This window comes from Exiguobacterium sp. s127, assembly GCF_018618695.1.
Classification (GTDB): Bacteria; Bacillota; Bacilli; order Exiguobacteriales; family Exiguobacteriaceae; genus Exiguobacterium_A; species Exiguobacterium_A oxidotolerans.
On sequence record NZ_JACSMO010000001.1, the window covers coordinates 284087 to 301608 of the forward strand.

At 48.7% G+C, this 17522-nt stretch carries 18 protein-coding genes and 1 riboswitch; of the genes, 17 read left to right on the top strand and 1 reads right to left on the bottom strand.

Features of this window, described 5'->3' with window-relative positions:
- Window positions 1-178 precede the first annotated feature (178 nt).
- From trhA to KNP98_RS01375, 3 genes are all read left to right on the top strand, one after another.
- On the top strand, window positions 179-862 hold the full coding sequence (gene trhA, locus KNP98_RS01365; protein ID WP_201302359.1) for a PAQR family membrane homeostasis protein TrhA: 684 nt from the start codon (window positions 179-181) through the stop codon (window positions 860-862).
- The gene (locus KNP98_RS01370) at window positions 859-1533 is read left to right on the top strand and encodes a TVP38/TMEM64 family protein (RefSeq protein WP_214810582.1); all 675 of its coding nucleotides are present in this window, start codon (window positions 859-861) and stop codon (window positions 1531-1533) included. Before trhA ends, KNP98_RS01370 begins: the two co-directional genes overlap by 4 nt.
- Window positions 1534-1617: 84 nt before the next feature.
- Complete coding sequence (locus KNP98_RS01375) at window positions 1618-2535, top strand: proline dehydrogenase family protein (RefSeq protein ID WP_029331301.1); 918 nt, start codon at window positions 1618-1620, stop codon at window positions 2533-2535.
- Window positions 2536-3003: 468 nt separating this feature from the next.
- On the opposite strand, the gene KNP98_RS01380 is transcribed toward KNP98_RS01375, so the two are convergent.
- Window positions 3004-3636 carry a class I SAM-dependent methyltransferase gene (locus KNP98_RS01380; RefSeq protein ID WP_214810583.1) on the bottom strand — a complete coding sequence of 211 codons (633 nt, stop codon included), beginning with the start codon at window positions 3634-3636 and terminating at the stop codon, window positions 3004-3006.
- A 186-nt stretch (window positions 3637-3822) separates the two neighbouring features.
- Here KNP98_RS01380 and KNP98_RS01385 point away from each other — a divergent pair, with 186 nt between their 5' ends.
- The 14 genes from KNP98_RS01385 (at window position 3823) to KNP98_RS01450 (ending at window position 17494) form a co-directional block, all read left to right on the top strand.
- A complete protein-coding gene (locus KNP98_RS01385; RefSeq protein WP_214810585.1) occupies window positions 3823-6240 on the top strand; it encodes a 3-hydroxyacyl-CoA dehydrogenase/enoyl-CoA hydratase family protein in 2418 nt (805 codons plus the stop codon).
- A gap of 14 nt (window positions 6241-6254) precedes the next feature.
- The gene (locus KNP98_RS01390) at window positions 6255-7445 is read left to right on the top strand and encodes an acetyl-CoA C-acetyltransferase (RefSeq protein WP_214766892.1); all 1191 of its coding nucleotides are present in this window, start codon (window positions 6255-6257) and stop codon (window positions 7443-7445) included.
- Complete coding sequence (locus KNP98_RS01395; protein ID WP_029331296.1) at window positions 7442-9226, top strand: acyl-CoA dehydrogenase family protein; 1785 nt, start codon at window positions 7442-7444, stop codon at window positions 9224-9226. The genes KNP98_RS01390 and KNP98_RS01395 overlap by 4 nt, the downstream gene beginning before the upstream one ends.
- Window positions 9227-9297: 71 nt before the next feature.
- Window positions 9298-9753, top strand: a complete 456-nt coding sequence (locus KNP98_RS01400; protein ID WP_088837708.1) for a DinB family protein — start codon at window positions 9298-9300, stop codon at window positions 9751-9753.
- A gap of 35 nt (window positions 9754-9788) precedes the next feature.
- Window positions 9789-10142: an arsenate reductase family protein gene (locus KNP98_RS01405; protein ID WP_088837707.1), complete on the top strand. Its 354-nt coding sequence runs from the start codon at window positions 9789-9791 to the stop codon at window positions 10140-10142.
- Window positions 10143-10206: 64 nt separating this feature from the next.
- On the top strand, window positions 10207-10590 hold the full coding sequence (gene gcvH / locus KNP98_RS01410; protein WP_029331292.1) for a glycine cleavage system protein GcvH: 384 nt from the start codon (window positions 10207-10209) through the stop codon (window positions 10588-10590).
- A 101-nt stretch (window positions 10591-10691) separates the two neighbouring features.
- Window positions 10692-10970, top strand: a complete 279-nt coding sequence (locus tag KNP98_RS01415; RefSeq protein ID WP_214810586.1) for a thioredoxin family protein — start codon at window positions 10692-10694, stop codon at window positions 10968-10970.
- Window positions 10971-11519: 549 nt separating this feature from the next.
- A complete protein-coding gene (locus tag KNP98_RS01420; RefSeq protein ID WP_214810587.1) occupies window positions 11520-12158 on the top strand; it encodes a class I SAM-dependent methyltransferase in 639 nt (212 codons plus the stop codon).
- 3 nt (window positions 12159-12161) lie between these two features.
- Entirely contained in the window at window positions 12162-12626 is a 465-nt protein-coding gene (locus KNP98_RS01425) for an S-ribosylhomocysteine lyase (RefSeq protein ID WP_088837705.1), read from the top strand.
- Window positions 12623-13546 (top strand): PLP-dependent cysteine synthase family protein, encoded by a 924-nt coding sequence (locus KNP98_RS01430; RefSeq protein ID WP_214810671.1) that lies wholly within the window; start codon window positions 12623-12625, stop codon window positions 13544-13546. The genes KNP98_RS01425 and KNP98_RS01430 overlap by 4 nt, the downstream gene beginning before the upstream one ends.
- Window positions 13539-14705, top strand: a complete 1167-nt coding sequence (locus tag KNP98_RS01435) for a bifunctional cystathionine gamma-lyase/homocysteine desulfhydrase (protein WP_088837703.1) — start codon at window positions 13539-13541, stop codon at window positions 14703-14705. Before KNP98_RS01430 ends, KNP98_RS01435 begins: the two co-directional genes overlap by 8 nt.
- Window positions 14706-14764: 59 nt before the next feature.
- Window positions 14765-14871, top strand: a riboswitch (SAM riboswitch).
- A gap of 78 nt (window positions 14872-14949) precedes the next feature.
- On the top strand, window positions 14950-15972 hold the full coding sequence (locus KNP98_RS01440; protein ID WP_159173433.1) for a methionine ABC transporter ATP-binding protein: 1023 nt from the start codon (window positions 14950-14952) through the stop codon (window positions 15970-15972).
- Window positions 15969-16634 (top strand): methionine ABC transporter permease, encoded by a 666-nt coding sequence (locus tag KNP98_RS01445; protein WP_029331282.1) that lies wholly within the window; start codon window positions 15969-15971, stop codon window positions 16632-16634. The genes KNP98_RS01440 and KNP98_RS01445 overlap by 4 nt, the downstream gene beginning before the upstream one ends.
- A 32-nt stretch (window positions 16635-16666) precedes the next feature.
- Window positions 16667-17494 carry a MetQ/NlpA family ABC transporter substrate-binding protein gene (locus KNP98_RS01450; RefSeq protein ID WP_088837700.1) on the top strand — a complete coding sequence of 276 codons (828 nt, stop codon included), beginning with the start codon at window positions 16667-16669 and terminating at the stop codon, window positions 17492-17494.
- The last annotated feature ends 28 nt before the right edge of the window (window positions 17495-17522 follow it).

Here is a 17522-nt window from a genome sequence, read left to right on the forward strand (position 1 = left end):
GGGAAGTGGATTTTTTTGATGAAAAATCGGGAATAGGATACAGTGCTCTTGACGTCATCATATTGTCAGAATGTTTTAATAGGCAGTCTTGCTGTTCGGGCGTATAATCAAGGGCATAGTCCGTCTTGTTTAGAAAGTAGGTGTTCGTTTGATCACAAAAAAAGAAATCACGAAAACGATTAAGGAACAGTCCAAAGAAACGCTCGAGGAGTTACTCGCCAAAGGGGATTCCTTGAAAGAAGAAATCGCCAGTGCGGTTACACACGGGCTCGGTGTCATCTTCAGTATCGTGGCACTCGTGTTGCTCGTGTTACAGGCGACGAAATCCGGTAGTGCATGGAACATCACGGCGGTCAGCATCTTTGGCGCGACGATGATTTTACTTTATCTGTTCTCGACATTGATGCATTCGCTGATGCATACGAAAGCGAACAAAGTCCTGCAAATTCTAGATCACGCAGGCATCTATCTCTTGATTGCAGGGAGTTACACACCGTTCGCGTTGATTACGTTACGCGGACCACTTGGTTGGACGTTGCTCGGCATCGTCTGGGGCGTCGGGACACTCGGGATGATTTGGAAACTCTATTCGACGGGGAAACACGTCTGGATTTCGAACGTTTCTTATTTGGTGCTCGGCTGGTGTTGTCTCTTCGCCATTAAACCGATTTATGAAGCACTTGGTTTACAAGGGTTCTTGTTACTACTCGGCGGTGGACTCGCGTACTCACTCGGTGTCATCTTTTACGTCTGGGCTCGTTTGCCGTACAATCATGCGATTTGGCATCTGTTTGTTCTCGCAGGAAGTGTCTTGATTTTCCTGTCGATTTTCTATTACGTGGCACCGGCACCGATGTCATGAAGAAACTTCGCTTGCGGGACTGGCTTCCCTTTTCACTTTATTTATTGTTCGGACTCGGATTGCTCCTTTATTTCCGCTTGTCGGGGATGATGGAGCAATTTGATTTAGAGGCGTTGTCGAACTGGATTCTCGCGCAAGGCTTTCCCGGTATGCTGCTCTATGTCCTCGCTTATACAATCCGTCCACTCGTCTTTTTCCCGGCGAGCTTACTGACGATGTTCGGCGGTTATACCTATGGTCCGTGGCTCGGCACGTTACTTGACGTCATCGGCGCGGGAACAGGCAGTTTACTCAGTTTTTGGATTGCCCGCCTGCTCGGACGGCGCGCTGTCGAGAAAATCATTGGGACCGGTAAGCTGACGGTATTCGACGACAGGATTGCTTCGAACGGTTTTACAGTCGTGTTGCTCGTCCGCTTGATTCCATTGTTTCCATTTGATGCAATCAGTTATGCGTCCGGTCTATCAAAAATTAAATTTAAGCAGTTTGTACTTGCAAGTTATCTCGGTATCATTCCTGGGGCGTTCGTTTACAACAACATCGGGGCGAGTCTCCGCAATCCATTTTCGTGGCAATTTTTCTTAGCTGTCTTTTTATACGTATTGTTTTTTGCAGTTGGTTTTTTTGCACAACGATCTTTACGAAAAAAACAAAAGAGAGAGCATATGTAAGCGCTTTATGTCATAATATGAGTGCAGTGATGTGAACCGATACGGTAAAACAGCCTAGCATTTATTTAGGGGGAATAATGAGTGATGGAACGAGTACTACGGGATGGTTTTATCTTCTTATCGCAGAATAAGACATTGAACGGATTAGCGAAACGATATGGTCTGAAGTTTGGGGCTGGTCGCTTCGTGGCGGGGGATTCACTCGAAGCATCGAAACGGGCGATTCAAGATTTGAATGCAAAAGGATTATGTGTGACGATGGATCACCTCGGTGAGTTCATCTCGACTGGAGCCGAAGCGGAGATGATGACGCAAGAGTGTATCCGCGCCGTCGAAATGATTGCGGAAGAGAAATTAGACTCGCAACTTTCACTAAAGTTAACGTCACTTGGCCTTGATATTTCAGATCAATTAATTCGATCGAACATGGAACGGATTTTGACACGGGCGAAAGAGCTCGGCGTATTCGTCACCATCGACATGGAAGATGAACCACGTTGTGAAAAAACGATTCAATTGTTTGAAGAGTTGCGTCAGTCGTTTGATAACATTGGTACCGTCATTCAGTCTTACCTCTATCGTTCAGAAGACGACATCAAACGGGTCGGACGGTTTGAAACGAACCTCCGCATCGTCAAAGGGGCATACAAGGAGCCGGCGACGGTCGCCTTCCCGGAAAAAGAAGATGTCGACCACAACTACATCAAACTCGTAAAACTTCAATTGTCACTCGGAAATTATGCTGCGGTCGCGACGCATGACGACGCGATGATTGAACAAATCATTCGCTACGCGAAGGAAAATGGGATTGGAAACGATAAGTTCGAATTCCAGATGCTGTACGGCATCCGCGTCGAACGTCAGCTTGAGCTCGTGAAGCTCGGTTATAAAGTCCGTGTCTACGTCCCGTATGGCCGTGACTGGTACGGCTACTTCATGCGCCGTTTAGCAGAACGTCCGGCAAACGTCGCGTTCGTCCTTAAAGGAATGGTCAAAGGGTAATCGAAAAATAGGGATGGAGCTGTCATGGCTTCATCTTTTTGTTTTATTGTTTGAAATTTTTTTCTATCCCCGTGCTTTTCGTAGCTAATCTGGCTGGGAGACTCAAAAGAAATCACTCGTTATTCATGCACTTTCCTCAGGCGAGACACAAGCCAGACTTTTCTATTCGCAAGTCGGGTCTTGTTTGTCTCTGTCAGCGCAAAAAAATGCGCTTTTTCCTGTAGGAGTTGCATGAATCGAGTGATTTTTTCTACTTGATACGTGTCAGCAGATGAACGATTATGTTGAATGGGTTATCAGCAAACAGACGTGTCCACTCGACTTCTACGGGAAAAGGAAGCGTAGCTTCCGTCAGGGACAGGCAAGACCCGATCATCGCTAGATGGCAGCTAGCTTGCGTCCCGCCCGAGAAAAGCGGGTGGGCAACCGTCTGTTTTAAAACTTATGATTCTTTAACACTCAATCCATTTACCGTGTCCGAAACGCAAACAAACACGAGAACGCATGCGCTTGATCGAGTAACCGATGACCGGTCAAAACAGCCCCTTCTTTTTGAATGACCGCTTCGTCGAGCAATGTCCAACCACGTTCTTCTGCCAGTTGGACGAGTTCCCACGGCATCATCGTATTGCCCATCGCGACTTCTTCGCCATATAAACGACGATAGGCTAAAGCCCGTGGTGCTGCTGTCGGACCGAGCAGACTGATGACGACAATTGGTGCAACCCGCTCGATTTCCTGAAGGACTGCGAGCGGACGCGTCGACCACTCGAGTGAGTTGACGGCGAGGACGGCGTCAAACGCATCATCTACAAACGGTAACGCTTCACCGGTGCCGACGACAAAGTCGAGGGTCGGTGATTTGTCACGGGCAATCCGAATCATTTCCTCCGATAAATCAAGTCCCGTCATGTCAAAAGAATTCGCCAGCAGTCGACAGGCTGCCCCGTCGCCACATCCTAAATCAAGCATCTTGCCAGCGGTGATGACCGACTTTAGGAAAGGAATGATCGTTTTACGACTCCCTTGTGTCCACATCATTTCCGAGCGTTCCGCCCAGTCCGTTGCCTTCTGGTCCCACAGTTGTTCTGTCTGTTTCATGACATCTCCCCCTTGTTTCTTTTAGTCTAACAGGAAAATTTGACCAAAATGTGATTTTTTATTGCTACTGAATCATTATTCATTTATGATGGAGAGGTAGAAGAAGCAGGGGAAAGATTGATGGGCTTCTTTTTTTGTCAGAATAATGAATGGTTGTTCATTCAATTACGGATCAGGGGGTATATCATGGCGAGTCAGATCGGTCAGCCGACCACACTTAAATTGACGAAACATATTCAATTCGCCGTCATCATCGGTTCAGGGGTCATGGGTGCAGGAATCGCGGCACACCTCGCGAATGCGGGAATTCGGACATTGATGCTTGATATCGTACCAAAAGAACTTACGGCACAGGAAGAAAAACAAGGACTTACGTTAGCGGACAGAGCCGTCCGAAACCGGATCGCACGGGAAAACCGTCAAAAGTTGCTGAAACAAAATCCGGCACCGCTCGCATCAAAAAAATTGATCGACTTAATCGAAGTCGGTAATCTCGAAGACGACCTCGAACGCTTGAAGGAAGCGGACTGGATTGTCGAAGTCGTCGTCGAACGTTTGGATGTCAAACAACAACTGTTCGCGACGATTGAACCGTTCCTCCGTGAAGATGCGATCGTCAGCTCGAATACGTCAGGGATCTCGATCGAAGCGATGCGTGAAGGACGCTCGGCATCATTTAATTCACGTTTCCTTGGCACACACTTCTTTAACCCACCACGTTACCTCAAGCTACTCGAATTGATTCCGACGACGGATACGAATCCGGAAGTCGTCCGCTTCATGAAACAATTCGCGGAAGAGCGTCTTGGAAAAGGTGTCGTCATCGCGAAGGACACACCGAACTTCATCGGCAACCGGATCGGGACATATGGTCTGCTCGTGACGATGGAAGAGATGAAAAAAGGCGGCTATACGATTGGGGAAGTCGACTCCGTGACGGGACCGTTACTCGGTCGTCCGAGCTCGGCGACATTCCGGACGCTTGACGTCGTCGGAATCGATACGTTCGTCCATGTAGCGAACAACGTCTATGACCTGTTACCGGAAGGTCCTGAAAAAGATACATTTGAAGTCCCGGCAGAAATGAAGCGACTCGTCACAGAAGGTTCGCTCGGTGCTAAATCAGGACAAGGTTTCTATAAGAAAGTCGGGAAACAAATCCTTGAACTCGATGTAAACTCTTTTGAATACGTTGAAAAGAAAGCGCTTACCGAGCCGTCGATCGGTCAGGCGAAAGCTCTTCCTGGCGCCAAAAATAAATTGAAAGCCGTTATTTTTGCGAACGACCGTGTCGGTGCACTCTTGTGGCCAATCCATGCGAAGACACTGCTCTACTCGGCACAACTGACACATGAAATCGCGGATGACATCAAAGCAATCGATGAAGCGATGAAATGGGGCTTCGGTTGGAAGATGGGACCGTTCGAGACATGGGACGCACTCGGTGTCGAAAAAACCGTTGCGAAAATGAAGCAGGATGGTTACGACGTCCCGACATGGGTCGACGAGATGCTTGCGTCAGGCAACACAAGTTTCTACAACGAAAATGGTCAGCATTATGATGCGACGAGCGGAACGTATGTCGGCAGTGAACAGAATCCGAAAGAAATCCGCTTACGTGACGTCCGCAAGTCAAACGGCGTCTTACTTGAGAACAACGGAGCCCGTTTACTCGATGTCGGAGATGACGTGGCCGTGCTTGAGTTTACGTCGAAGAGTAATGCAATCGGCGTCGACATCATGCAGATGATTGAACAATCGATTGACTTAGTCGAAAAAAATCACCGCGGACTCGTCATCGCAAACGATGGCAAAAACTTCTGTGTCGGTGCGAACCTCGCGATGATGCTGATGGAAGCAGAAGATGAAAACTGGTTCGAGCTGGACTGGATCATCAATAAATTCCAGCAATCGATTCAAAAGATTCGTTACGCGTCACGCCCGATCGTCGCAGCATTACAAGGGATGACGCTCGGTGGCGGAACGGAGATTTCACTTCCGGCAGCCCGCCTGCAAGCAGGACTCGAAACTTACATGGGGCTCGTCGAAGTCGGTGTCGGCCTGATTCCAGGTGGTGGCGGAAACGTCAACACGTACCGTCGTTTACTTGAAAATACGCCGGATGGTTTAGTGAATATCGAAAAAGCAGCGCAAAAGACATTTGAAAACGTCGCGATGGCAAAAGTCTCGAAATCAGCGTTCGAAGCACGCGAACTCGGCTATGTCCGCTCTGTCGACCAGATTTCGATGAACCGGGATCACTTGACGTATGATGCGAAACAACTTGTCCTCGAGCTCGACCGGACAGGCTATACGCCACCTGCTAAATCCTTGATTCCAGTCGTCGGCCGGACAGGGAAAGCGACGCTTGAGCTGGCAACGCGGGAAATGTTCTATGGCGGTTATGTCTCGGAGCATGACTTGAAGATCGCGAACAAGTTAGCGCATGTCATCGCGGGCGGAAACGTTGCCTTCGGTACACACGTCGATGAGCAATACATGCTCGACCTTGAACGGGAAGCGTTCTTGAGCTTGATCGGTGAGATGAAAACACAACAACGGATGCAGCATATGCTTGTCAAAGGCAAGCCGCTTCGTAACTGACTGGGGGGATTCGAATGAAAGAAGCAGTAATCGTCGCTGGTGCGCGGACACCAGTCGGTAAAGCAAAAAAAGGGTCATTTAAAGCGATGCGTTCTGATGAACTCGCAGGAATCGCGATTAAGGAAACGTTGAAGCGTTCAAAATATGAGGGAACAATCGATGATGTCATTCTCGGTTGTGCTCTTCCGGAAGCGGAGCAAGGGATGAACATCGCCCGCTACGCGTCCGTTCTTGGCGGTTTGTCACACGAAGTACCGGCCATCACAATCAACCGCTACTGCTCGTCCGGTCTGCAATCGATTGCTGATGCGTCGATGAAAATCATGACCGGTCAAGCGACGGCCGTCATCGCCGGTGGACTCGAGTCGATGAGTCAAATCCCGATGCCGGGACACGTCGTTCGTCCGAACCCGTCAATCGTCGAATCGGAACCTGAATATTATATGAGCATGGGGCATACGGCAGAGCAAGTCGCAGCGACGTATCACGTCTCACGTGAAGATCAAGATGCCTTTGCCTTACGCAGTCATCAAAAAGCGGCAGCCGCGATCGCAGCCGGTAAGTTCACGGATGAAATCGTCCCCGTCACGGTGACGGAATACGTCGTCAACGATGACATGAAGGTCGAAGAAAAATCCTGGGTCGTTCAGCATGACGAAGGCGTCCGGGCAGACTCTTCAAAAGAAGGCTTGGCAAAACTCCGCCCGGTCTTCCGGCTTGGTGGCAGTGTCACAGCCGGGAACTCGTCACAAACATCAGACGGGGCAGCAGCCGTACTCGTGATGGAGCGTGAGGAAGCAGAGCGTCAAGGACTGCCGATTCTCGGGAAGTTCAAGTCGTTTGCCGTCGGCGGTGTCCGTCCGGAAGTCATGGGAATCGGACCGGTCGTCGCGATTCCGAAAGCCCTTGAACTCGCAGGAATCACACTCGAAGAGGTCGGCTTGATTGAATTGAATGAAGCGTTCGCCTCACAATCCCTTGGTGTCATCCGTGAGCTCGGTCTCAACGAAGACATCGTCAACGTCAACGGGGGAGCGATCGCACTCGGTCATCCACTCGGCTGTACGGGAACAAAACTGACATTATCACTCTTGCATGAAATGAAACGCCGGAACGCGAAGTATGGTGTCGTCTCGATGTGTATTGGCGGCGGCATGGGTGCTGCCGGTGTATTCGAATTAGTTGAAGGAGGAACAGGACAATGAGCCAAACGACAAACGAATTGATTAAAGGTGGAAGTTTTGTACTGGATGAATTAAAAGCAGAGCGTCTCTTTACACCGGAGGATTTTTCAGAAGAACATAAAATGGTTGGTGACATGACGGCGAAATTCGTCGAAGATCGTGTCGTTCCGGTGCTTGACCGGATCGAAAAACATGAGTTCGAACTTTCAGTCGGTCTCTTGCGTGAAGCAGGCGAGCTCGGTCTTCTCGGGGCAGACGTTCCGGAAGAATACGGCGGCTACCAAATGGATAAAATCTCGTCTTCAATCATCACAGAAAAATTCGCACGTGGTCGTTCATTCGCCCTCAGCTACGGCGCACACGTCGGAATCGGTTCACTCCCAATCGTCTTCTTCGGAAACGAAGAGCAAAAACAAAAGTACTTGCCGAAACTCTCGTCAGGTGAATGGATTGCGTCATACGCATTGACAGAACCGGGCTCGGGGTCAGATGCACTCGGTGCGAAGACGACAGCTGTCTTGAACGAAGCCGGGACACACTATATCTTGAACGGTGAAAAACAATGGATCACGAATGCCGGTTTCGCCAGTCTGTTCGTCGTCTATGCGAAAATCGATGGCGATAAATTCACGGCATTCCTCGTCGAGGGTGAGTACCCGGGCGTCTCGACAGGTCTGGAAGAGCAAAAAATGGGCATCAAAGGGTCATCGACACGGACATTGATTTTAGAAGATGCGGAAGTACCGGTCGAAAACGTCCTCGGTGAAATCGGTCGCGGGCACGTCATCGCCTTTAACATCTTGAACGTCGGGCGTTACAAACTCGCTGTCGGTGCCGTCGGTTCATCAAAACGCGCGATTGATCTCGCCGTTCAGTATGCGAACGAACGGAAACAATTCAAAACACCGATCAGCTCATTCCCATTGATTCAAGAGAAACTGGCGACGATGTCAGCTCAAACGTATGCGATGGAAAGCTCAGTTTACCGGACAGGCGGTCTCTTCCAAGATAGTCTCGATCAGCTGTCGGAAGAAGAAAGTAAAGATGGCAAACGCGTCGCTGATTCGATTGCCGAGTACGCGATTGAATGTTCGATGAACAAAGTCTTTGCGTCCGAGACATTTGATTATGTCATCGATGAGGCGGTTCAAATCCACGGCGGATATGGTTTCATGGCGGAATATGAAGTCGAAAACATGTACCGTGATTCACGGATTAACCGGATCTTCGAAGGAACAAACGAAATCAACCGTTTGCTTGTACCAGGTACGCTCTTGAAGAAAGCGATGAAAGGCGAGTTACCACTCTTAGCGGAAGCGCAGCGCCTCCAACAGGAAGTCATGAGCTTCATGCCGACAGAAGTCGGAACAGAACCGCTCGACCGGGAACGTCACTTGCTCGCGATGATGAAAAAGATCTTCTTATTGACGGCTGGAACGGCTGTTCAGAAATATCAAGATAAGTTACAAGGCGAACAGGAAATTCTCGCGAACACGGCCGATATCATGAGTGCAATCTATGCGCTCGAGTCAGCCATCGTCCGGACAGAAAAAGCGATCGCTTCAAAAGGCGTCGAGAAGAGCGAACTCAAAATCCGTTATACGGAAGTCTTCGCACAACAGGCATTCGAAGGTGTTGAACGTGACGCGAAAGAAACACTCTACGCAGCAGCAAGTGGAGACGAGTTACGGATGTTACTGTCGGCACTGAAGAAATTCAGCCGTTACCAACCAATCAACTCAATCGGCACGAAACGTGCGATTGCGAAACGTTTGATTGAAGCTAACAAATATCTCGTCTAAGTCAGGTTTACGAGTTCGCCTTTGCAGGGAAAATCTCTGTAAAGGCGAATTTTTTTGAGGAGGGAATAGCGATGCGTGAAGATGTAAAAGAACTTCAGTTTGCAGTCGACTACTACAAATCGCTCGAGCGTTTATCGGATGAAGAGTGGCAGTCGCCGCTCGCGATCGATAAATGGACGGTACAGGAGTGTGTCGGCCATTTGTTCTTGTGGGACCGGTATTACCTCGATCATGCCGTCGCGAAGCTCCCTGACGATCGACTGACGTTAGTCGAGACGGACTTTGATGAGTTCAACCGGTTAGCGGTCGAGTATGCGCATCATGTCGACGCATTGACGTTACTGAAAAAAGCAATCGCGGTTCGAAGCGATCTCGTGACGCAACTCGGACGGTTGACGGACGCGCAGTATGAACAGACGTATGAAGGGCGCTTTTGTCCCCGTGAGTTCGTCGCGTCGTTCATCGCTCACGATCACCATCATCAAGATCAAATTGATGCGGCACTCGCGCGCTTGAAGGAACACTGATTTATCTGCTAGTCTTAAAGGTGAGGTGATGAAACATGGTAACGATGTATGGGTATCCAAAGTGCAGTACATGTGTCAAAGCGAAGAAGGCGCTTGAAAACAACGGTGTCGAAGTCGATTACAAACACATCGTCGATGAGACACCAAGTGCCGCGACGATTCGTGAACTCCATCAAAAAAGTGGCGAACCGCTGAAAAAATTCTTTAACACGAGTGGTCAATCCTATCGTGCCGCCGGGCTGAAAGATCGCTTACCCGACTTGTCGGAAGAAGAGCAGTATGCTTTGCTCGCAAGTGACGGGATGCTGTTGAAACGTCCAATCGTCACGGACGGGACAGATGTCACACTTGGATTTAAAGAAGAGATGTATCAAGGAAAATGGTATTAAGAAGCCGATTGAATTTGGTATACTAAAACCGTTAGTCCACTATAGAACACAGGGGGAATCGCAAATGAGTCAAGTCAAAGACAATCTACGGTATTCGGAAGAGCATGAATGGGTCGAAGTAACAGGCAACAAAGCACGAATCGGAATCACGGATTTCGCACAGCACGAACTCGGTGATATCGTGTTCGTTGAGCTTCCAGAAGTCGGAGATACGATCTCAATCAACGAGCCATTCGGTTCGGTTGAATCGGTCAAGACGGTTTCAGAGTTGTACGCACCGATTTCAGGGAAAGTCGTTGCAATCAATGAATCACTCTCAGATTCCCCAGAACTCGTTAACGAATCACCATTTGAAGGTGCATGGATGGTTGATATCGAGCTAGAAGATGAGTCGCAAGTTGAAGCATTGATGGATGCTGCGGCATACAAATCAATGATTAACGAGTAATACTTAAGGTAAGGCGGACAGGGGTGAAACGATTTCGTTTCATCGCTGTCCTTTTTTTTGTATACTGGCTTCAGAAGCACTGGATAACAGGAGGGGTCAAGATGAAGGAAGTAACAGAAGTACCAGCAAACGGGTTGTTGTATGTCTATGCACCGATGTGCGGCACATGTGCCATCGCCAGTCGGATGCTCGACGTCGTCGAAGCGACGAAAGACGAGGAATGGATCCAAAAAGCGAATGGCAATTTCATTCCTGAATTTCTAGAGCAGGCGCAAGTCATGAGTGTGCCGGCATTACTCAAAGTAAAGGATCATCAAGTCGTAGAGCGGTTATATGCGTTCCAAAACGTCCAAAATGTCTTTGCGTTTTGTGCAGAATAACAAGAAAAATCATAGGATGATTTTTCTTTATGTTAAATTGTCGGAATATTTACAATAATTCATTGACAATGACAATTTATGAATGGTATATTCATATCAACTTCTAGAAATGCTTTTATAGGAAGTCTGGCAGAGGTATAGAACTTGATGTTTCTCGTATTTAGAACCATTCAATGACATCCTAAATCTTTTTTTCTGTTTCCCCTTAAGTCGTCCCCCAAAGACGAAGCGGTTCAAAAAAGAGATGGTGGATTCGAATGGTCGATCTGACTACTGTGACATCTTGCTTTTATAGTTCGAAAGGGCGCCGTCCTCTGATGTGACGAACGAAGAAGTTCGCATCAGAGCTGGGTTTTCCTTCGTTGCATTTCTAACCACATTATTCGTGTTGTCGGTTCTCCGGCAACGCCTTTTTTTTGTTTCCGAAAGATTTTGAAGCTGTCGCCTTGCTAATCAGAATTGTCCCTGCTACAATGCGATTAAGGAAAAATACTTTAATTCATATCCGATTAGTCGGAATTAAAAGCGGGATGCGGAGGACGAAAAGGCATGACAGTACGTTTCATGGATGTATTTACAGAGTGGGCGTCATCTTACGACGACACAGTAACGGGGCAAGATCCGGAGTACAAAGAAGTCTTTCGCCGTTATGACGAAATATTAGAGACGGTCGCTGAAAAAGCGATGTCACCCGTTGCCGAATTTGGCGCAGGAACAGGCAACTTGACGCAACGTTTGCTTGCGCGTCATGAGCAGGTACTGGCGATTGAACCAAGTCCGGAAATGCGCGACATCTTAATCAATAAAATTCCGACGCTGGCTGTTCAAGATGGTCATTTCTTATCGTTTGAAGCAGCAGAGGCCAAAAGTTTTGTCTCGACTTACGCGTTTCATCATTTGACGGATGAAGAAAAAGGACAGGCCGTCGATTTGATGGCAGCGATTTTACCGGCAGACGGAAAGATCGTCTATGCCGATACGATGTTCGTTTCTGAGACAGCACGTCTAGAAACGATTGAGGAAGCCAGAAATCAAGGGTTCGATAATCTTGCAGAAGATTTAGAACGCGAATTTTATCCACTGATTCCAGTGATGGAACAGATTTTTACGTCACGCGGATTTGACGTGACATTCACACAATACAATCACTTCGTCTGGCTCGTAGAAGCCGAGAAAATGGGGGAATAAATCATGACAATCAAAAAAATGAACGTAGAAAGCTTTAACTTGGACCATACAAAAGTCAAAGCACCATATATTCGTGTAGCAGGCTATAAAGAAGGTAAAGTCGACCAAGTCGTCAAATATGATATTCGTTTCACACAACCGAACGTCGAGCAAATGCCGATGCGTGCGATGCACACACTCGAACATTTACTTGCTGAAAATATCCGCAACTATTCGGACGATGTCATCGATGTTTCGCCAATGGGCTGCCAAACTGGTTTCTACATGGCGATGATGAACTTTGACTCAGTCGAAAAAATGAGTGAACTGGTCGAGAAGACACTGAACGACGTCTTAGCGGCTGAAGTGATTCCGGCACAAAACGAAACACAATGTGGGTTTGCGAGCGCACACGACCTTAAAGGAGCGAAGCACTATGCCGAGAAAATGCTTGCCGGTCGCGACGAATGGGACATCGTCTTCGGATGATCGCGAAGTCAGTCCGCGACCTCGTCGGAAATACGCCACTGTACGAGATTACTTCATTCGATTTGCCTGCTGGTACGCGGATTTTGGCGAAGCTCGAATGGATGAACCCTGGGGGCAGCGTCAAAGACCGCCTCGGTATCCAACTCGTTGATGCCGCAATCGAACAGGGTTACGTGACTCCAGGCGGAACGATCATCGAACCGACTGCCGGCAACACCGGCATCGGTTTGGCGCTCGCCGCTAAAAAATATGACTTACAAGTCATTTGTGTCGTCCCGGAAAAGTTCAGTCAAGAGAAACAGACGTTGATGCGGGCACTCGGCGCGACTGTCGTCAACACGCCGACTGAACTCGATATGCAAGGCGCAATCGATAAGGCAAAGGAACTCGGACAAACGATTCCGAACAGTTATGTGCCACTCCAATTCGAAAACGAAGAAAATTCGGTCACCTATCAGCGGACACTTGGTCCCGAGCTTGTGGCGGAACTTAGTCACATCGACTGGTTCGTCGCCGGATGCGGATCAGGTGGAACGTTTGCCGGAACGACGGCTTTCTTAAAAGAACGCTTCGGGACAAAAGGGGCAATCGTCGAACCGGAAGGCTCCGTCCTCAACGGAGGGCCAGCCGGACCGCATAAAACAGAAGGAATCGGGACAGCCAAATGGCCGAGTCTCGTTTCTCGTGATTTAGTTGATGAAATTCATACGATTTCTGATTCGGATGCTTTTACGAAGGTCCATGAACTGGCGGCACGTGAAGGGTTACTCGTCGGCAGTTCAGCAGGAGCGGCACTCGCCGCGGCGCTCGATATCGCCCAGCGCCATCCGGGAAGTACGATTGTCACCGTCTTCGCAGACAGTGCAGAACGGTATTTGAGCCAACAAATCTTTGAAAAGGTGGACGAGACACATGCGTAAAAAAACAGCGTTGATTCACGGAGGAACGGGTGTAGACAAGGCAACGGGTGCCGTTACACCGCCAATCTATCAAACGAGCACATATAAGCAAGAAAAAATCGGTCAATTAAAAGACGGGTATGAGTACTCGCGCACAGCAAACCCGACGCGGACGAGCATCGAACGATTGATTGCTGATCTTGAAGGAGGCGTCCGTGGATTCGCGTTCGGATCAGGAATGGCGGCGATCCATGCTGTCTTCAATCTGCTTCAGTCTGGCGACCACATCGTCATGACGGACGACGTCTACGGCGGAACGTTCCGCTTGATGCAACGTGTCCTACCGAAGTTCAACATCGAAGTGACATTCGTCGATACGACGGATCTCAGCGCGACGGAAGCGGCGATTCAGGACAACACGAAGATGCTCTACGTCGAGACACCGACGAACCCGTTATTAAAAGTGACGGACATCGAAGCGATCGCAGCCATCACGCGTCGTCACGACTTGAAGCTCGTCGTCGACAACACGTTCGCGACACCATACTTGCAACAACCAATCGCGCTTGGGGCAGATATCGTGCTGCATAGTGCAACGAAATACATCGGCGGACACTCGGACGTCGTCGCAGGGCTTGTCGTCGTCAACGATGATACGCTCGGCGAAGAACTTCACTTCATCCAAAACTCGACGGGTGGAATTCTCGGACCGCAAGACAGCTTCCTGCTTGTCCGTGGTCTGCGGACGCTCGGTATCCGGATGGAAGCGATCGAAGAGACAGCACATGAACTTGTCAGCTTCCTGCAAGCGCAAGACGTCGTCTCGAATATCTTCTACCCGGGGCTCGCATCGCATCCCGGTCATGCGATCCAGCAAAAACAAGCGACTGGTTTCGGCGGGATGATCAGCTTTGATGTCGGTTCAGCTGCAAATGCAGAGAAACTTGTGGAAGCGTCACACTTCTTCACGCTTGCTGAAAGCTTAGGGGCGGTCGAAAGTTTGATTTCCGTTCCGGCACGGATGACACATGCGTCGATTCCGGCAGAACGTCGGGCAGAACTCGGCATCACGGATGGTCTCGTCCGAATCTCGGTCGGACTTGAAGATGCAGAGGATTTGAAAGAAGATTTAACGCATGCTTTCAGTTTGCTCGAAAAAGTTTCTGAAAAAACTGTTTGACAAGCAAAATAACCCCTGCTAATATTCAAAATATATTAAAAACAACTAAATACCGATAACTCTTATCAAGAGTGGTGGAGGGACTGGCCCGATGAAACCCGGCAACCGCGGAATTTATTTCCGAAGTGGTGCTAATTCCAGCAGACGAACGTCTGCAAGATGAGAGCAAATGGTTTTGTGTACTGAAAGTGCGCGCGTTTGCTCTAAAACGTGCGCACTTTTTTTATGTTTAGGAGGGACAGTAGTGATTCGTTTACAGGATGTAGGAAAAATTTATCGCTCGAAGCGCGGCGAAGTCGAAGCTGTCGCAAACGTCGATCTCACGATTGAGCGCGGCGAAATTTTCGGAATAATTGGTTATTCCGGTGCAGGGAAGTCAACGTTGATTCGCCTGCTGAACATGTTAGAAGCACCGACAAGTGGTTCGATTCAAATTGACGGTGTCGAGATGACGACGTTACGACCGAAAGAATTACGCGGCGTCCGGAAAAATGTCTCGATGGTCTTTCAGCACTTCAACTTGCTTTGGTCACGAACGGTTGAAGAAAACATTATGTTCCCGCTCGAACTCGGCGGATATCCGAAAGCACGCCGGAAAGAACGGGTCGCCGAGCTGATTCAACTCGTTGGACTCGACGGTCGCGAAGGCGCTTATCCGTCACAACTATCCGGTGGACAAAAACAACGCGTCGGGATTGCCCGCGCACTGGCATCAAACCCGGACGTCTTATTATGTGACGAGGCGACAAGCGCCCTTGATCCGAAAACGACGGACTCGATCTTAGAGTTACTCGTCGACATCAATAAAAAACTAAAACTGACGATCGTCTTGATCACACACGAGATGCACGTCATTCAAAAAATCTGTCACCGGGTCGCCGTCATGGAGGCCGGAAAAATCGTCGAACAGGGTCCTGTTTCAGAAGTCTTCCGGCATCCGAAACAAGCGATGACAAAAGAATTCGTCAAACAACTGACGTCATCTACAGAAAACGAGTTGACGTTCGCGAAACTCCGTGAGCGCTATCCGACAGGGAAAATCGTCCAGCTGACATTCGTCGGTTCGACAGCAGAAAGTCCGATCCTCGCAGAAGTCATGAAAGATTCGACCTTATTATTTAATATCATCGGCGGGAATGTCGGACAGACGCAAGACGGTGCACTCGGAACGTTGTTCATCCAACTGATTGGTGCGGCACATGAAACACAAGCGGTCATCGCGAAACTCCAAGCGAGTGACGTGGAAGTGGAGGTGGATCACCGATGACGACATTCTTTAACGACATCGATTGGGAAATGGTCTGGACGGCGACTGGCAGTACCGTTTATATGACAGCCGTCGCGGGTCTAGCGACTTTCATACTCGGTTTAATCATTGGTCTGTTGTTGTATGCGACGAATGAAGACTTATTGTTTAAGAATCGGGCACTGTATTCCGTGCTCAGCTTTTTAGTCAACATCTTCCGTTCGATTCCGTTTATTATATTGTTGATTTTATTGATTCCAGTGACGCTCATCATCGTCGGATCGTTCTTAGGACCAACAGCGGCACTTCCGGCACTGATTCTTGGGGCGGCACCGTTTTACGGGCGGATGGTCGAACTGGCACTGCGTGAAGTCGACAAAGGTGTCATCGAAGCAGCGGAATCGATGGGGGCGACGAAGTTCCAAATCATTTATAAAGTGTTGATCCCGGAAGCTCTTCCGGCAATCGTCTCCGGTATCACCGTCACGCTTGTCGCGCTCGTCGGTTACACGGCAATGGCCGGAGTAGTCGGAGGAGGCGGACTCGGGGACATGGCATATATCGAAGGTTTCCAGCGTTCTCAAAACGATGTCATCGCCATCGCGACATTGTTGATTCTCGTCATCGTCTTCATCATTCAAATTATTGGTGACCTGCTCGTAAAAGCAATCGATAAACGATAATACTATTTTAGTTAACTTGGGAGGAATTATTCATGAAACTTTGGAAAAAATTCGTCGGTACAGCAGCAGTATCCGTCTTAGCAGTCAGTCTTGCAGCATGTGGGGAAGAGTCGTCAGGAGACGACGCGAAGACACTTGTCATCGGTGCTTCAAACGTTCCCCATGCTGAAATCCTAGAGCACGTTCAAAAAGAGTATGAAGCAAAAGGCTACAAACTCGAAATCAAAAAGTTCCAAGATTATGTGTTGCCGAACAAGGCACTCGCTGAAAAAGAAATCGATGCAAACTATTTCCAACACGTTCCGTACCTTGAGCAACAGGAAAAAGAGAACAAGTCTTATAAATTTGAAAATGCAGGCGGCGTCCACGTTGAACCGCTCGGTGTTTACTCAAAAAAATATAAGTCGCTTGACGAGTTACCGAAAGGTGCAACGATCTTGACGAGCTCAAACGTCGCGGAGCGTGGACGTGTCTTGACGTTCCTCCAAAACGAAGGCTTAATTAAGTTGAAAGACGGTAAGACGACAGATGCTCAGCTTAGTGATATCGCGGAAAACCCGAAAAACATTGAGTTCAAAACGAATATCGAAGCGTCACTCTTGCCGCAAGCGTATAAAAACAATGAAGGCGATGCTGTCCTCATCAACACGAACTACGCGATTGATAACGGTTTGAACCCGTTAGAAGACACAATTGCCCTTGAAGATGAGTCTTCACCATACGTCAACATCATCGTCACGCGTGAAGGTGATGAAAAAGACGAGCGTGTGACGGCATTGCTCGATATCTTACACGAGAAAAAGACACAGGATTGGATTACGAAAGAATATAAAGGGGCCGTCGTTCCGGTCAGCAAATAATTCACTCGAATGATGCATTCTTCCTATA

What these genes read in the sequence shown, in the direction of transcription:
- KNP98_RS01370 (WP_214810582.1), top strand. Translation starts at nt 859, where the DNA reads ATGAAGAAACTTCGCTTGCGGGACTGGCTTCCCTTTTCACTTTATTTA.
- KNP98_RS01375 (WP_029331301.1), top strand. Translation starts at nt 1,618, where the DNA reads ATGGAACGAGTACTACGGGATGGTTTTATCTTCTTATCGCAGAATAAG.
- KNP98_RS01380 (WP_214810583.1), bottom strand. Translation starts at nt 3,636, where the DNA reads ATGAAACAGACAGAACAACTGTGGGACCAGAAGGCAACGGACTGGGCG.
- KNP98_RS01385 (WP_214810585.1), top strand. Translation starts at nt 3,823, where the DNA reads ATGGCGAGTCAGATCGGTCAGCCGACCACACTTAAATTGACGAAACAT.
- KNP98_RS01390 (WP_214766892.1), top strand. Translation starts at nt 6,255, where the DNA reads ATGAAAGAAGCAGTAATCGTCGCTGGTGCGCGGACACCAGTCGGTAAA.
- KNP98_RS01395 (WP_029331296.1), top strand. Translation starts at nt 7,442, where the DNA reads ATGAGCCAAACGACAAACGAATTGATTAAAGGTGGAAGTTTTGTACTG.
- KNP98_RS01400 (WP_088837708.1), top strand. Translation starts at nt 9,298, where the DNA reads ATGCGTGAAGATGTAAAAGAACTTCAGTTTGCAGTCGACTACTACAAA.
- KNP98_RS01405 (WP_088837707.1), top strand. Translation starts at nt 9,789, where the DNA reads ATGGTAACGATGTATGGGTATCCAAAGTGCAGTACATGTGTCAAAGCG.
- gcvH (WP_029331292.1), top strand. Translation starts at nt 10,207, where the DNA reads ATGAGTCAAGTCAAAGACAATCTACGGTATTCGGAAGAGCATGAATGG.
- KNP98_RS01415 (WP_214810586.1), top strand. Translation starts at nt 10,692, where the DNA reads ATGAAGGAAGTAACAGAAGTACCAGCAAACGGGTTGTTGTATGTCTAT.
- KNP98_RS01420 (WP_214810587.1), top strand. Translation starts at nt 11,520, where the DNA reads ATGACAGTACGTTTCATGGATGTATTTACAGAGTGGGCGTCATCTTAC.
- KNP98_RS01425 (WP_088837705.1), top strand. Translation starts at nt 12,162, where the DNA reads ATGACAATCAAAAAAATGAACGTAGAAAGCTTTAACTTGGACCATACA.
- KNP98_RS01430 (WP_214810671.1), top strand. Translation starts at nt 12,623, where the DNA reads ATGATCGCGAAGTCAGTCCGCGACCTCGTCGGAAATACGCCACTGTAC.
- KNP98_RS01435 (WP_088837703.1), top strand. Translation starts at nt 13,539, where the DNA reads ATGCGTAAAAAAACAGCGTTGATTCACGGAGGAACGGGTGTAGACAAG.
- KNP98_RS01445 (WP_029331282.1), top strand. Translation starts at nt 15,969, where the DNA reads ATGACGACATTCTTTAACGACATCGATTGGGAAATGGTCTGGACGGCG.
- KNP98_RS01450 (WP_088837700.1), top strand. Translation starts at nt 16,667, where the DNA reads ATGAAACTTTGGAAAAAATTCGTCGGTACAGCAGCAGTATCCGTCTTA.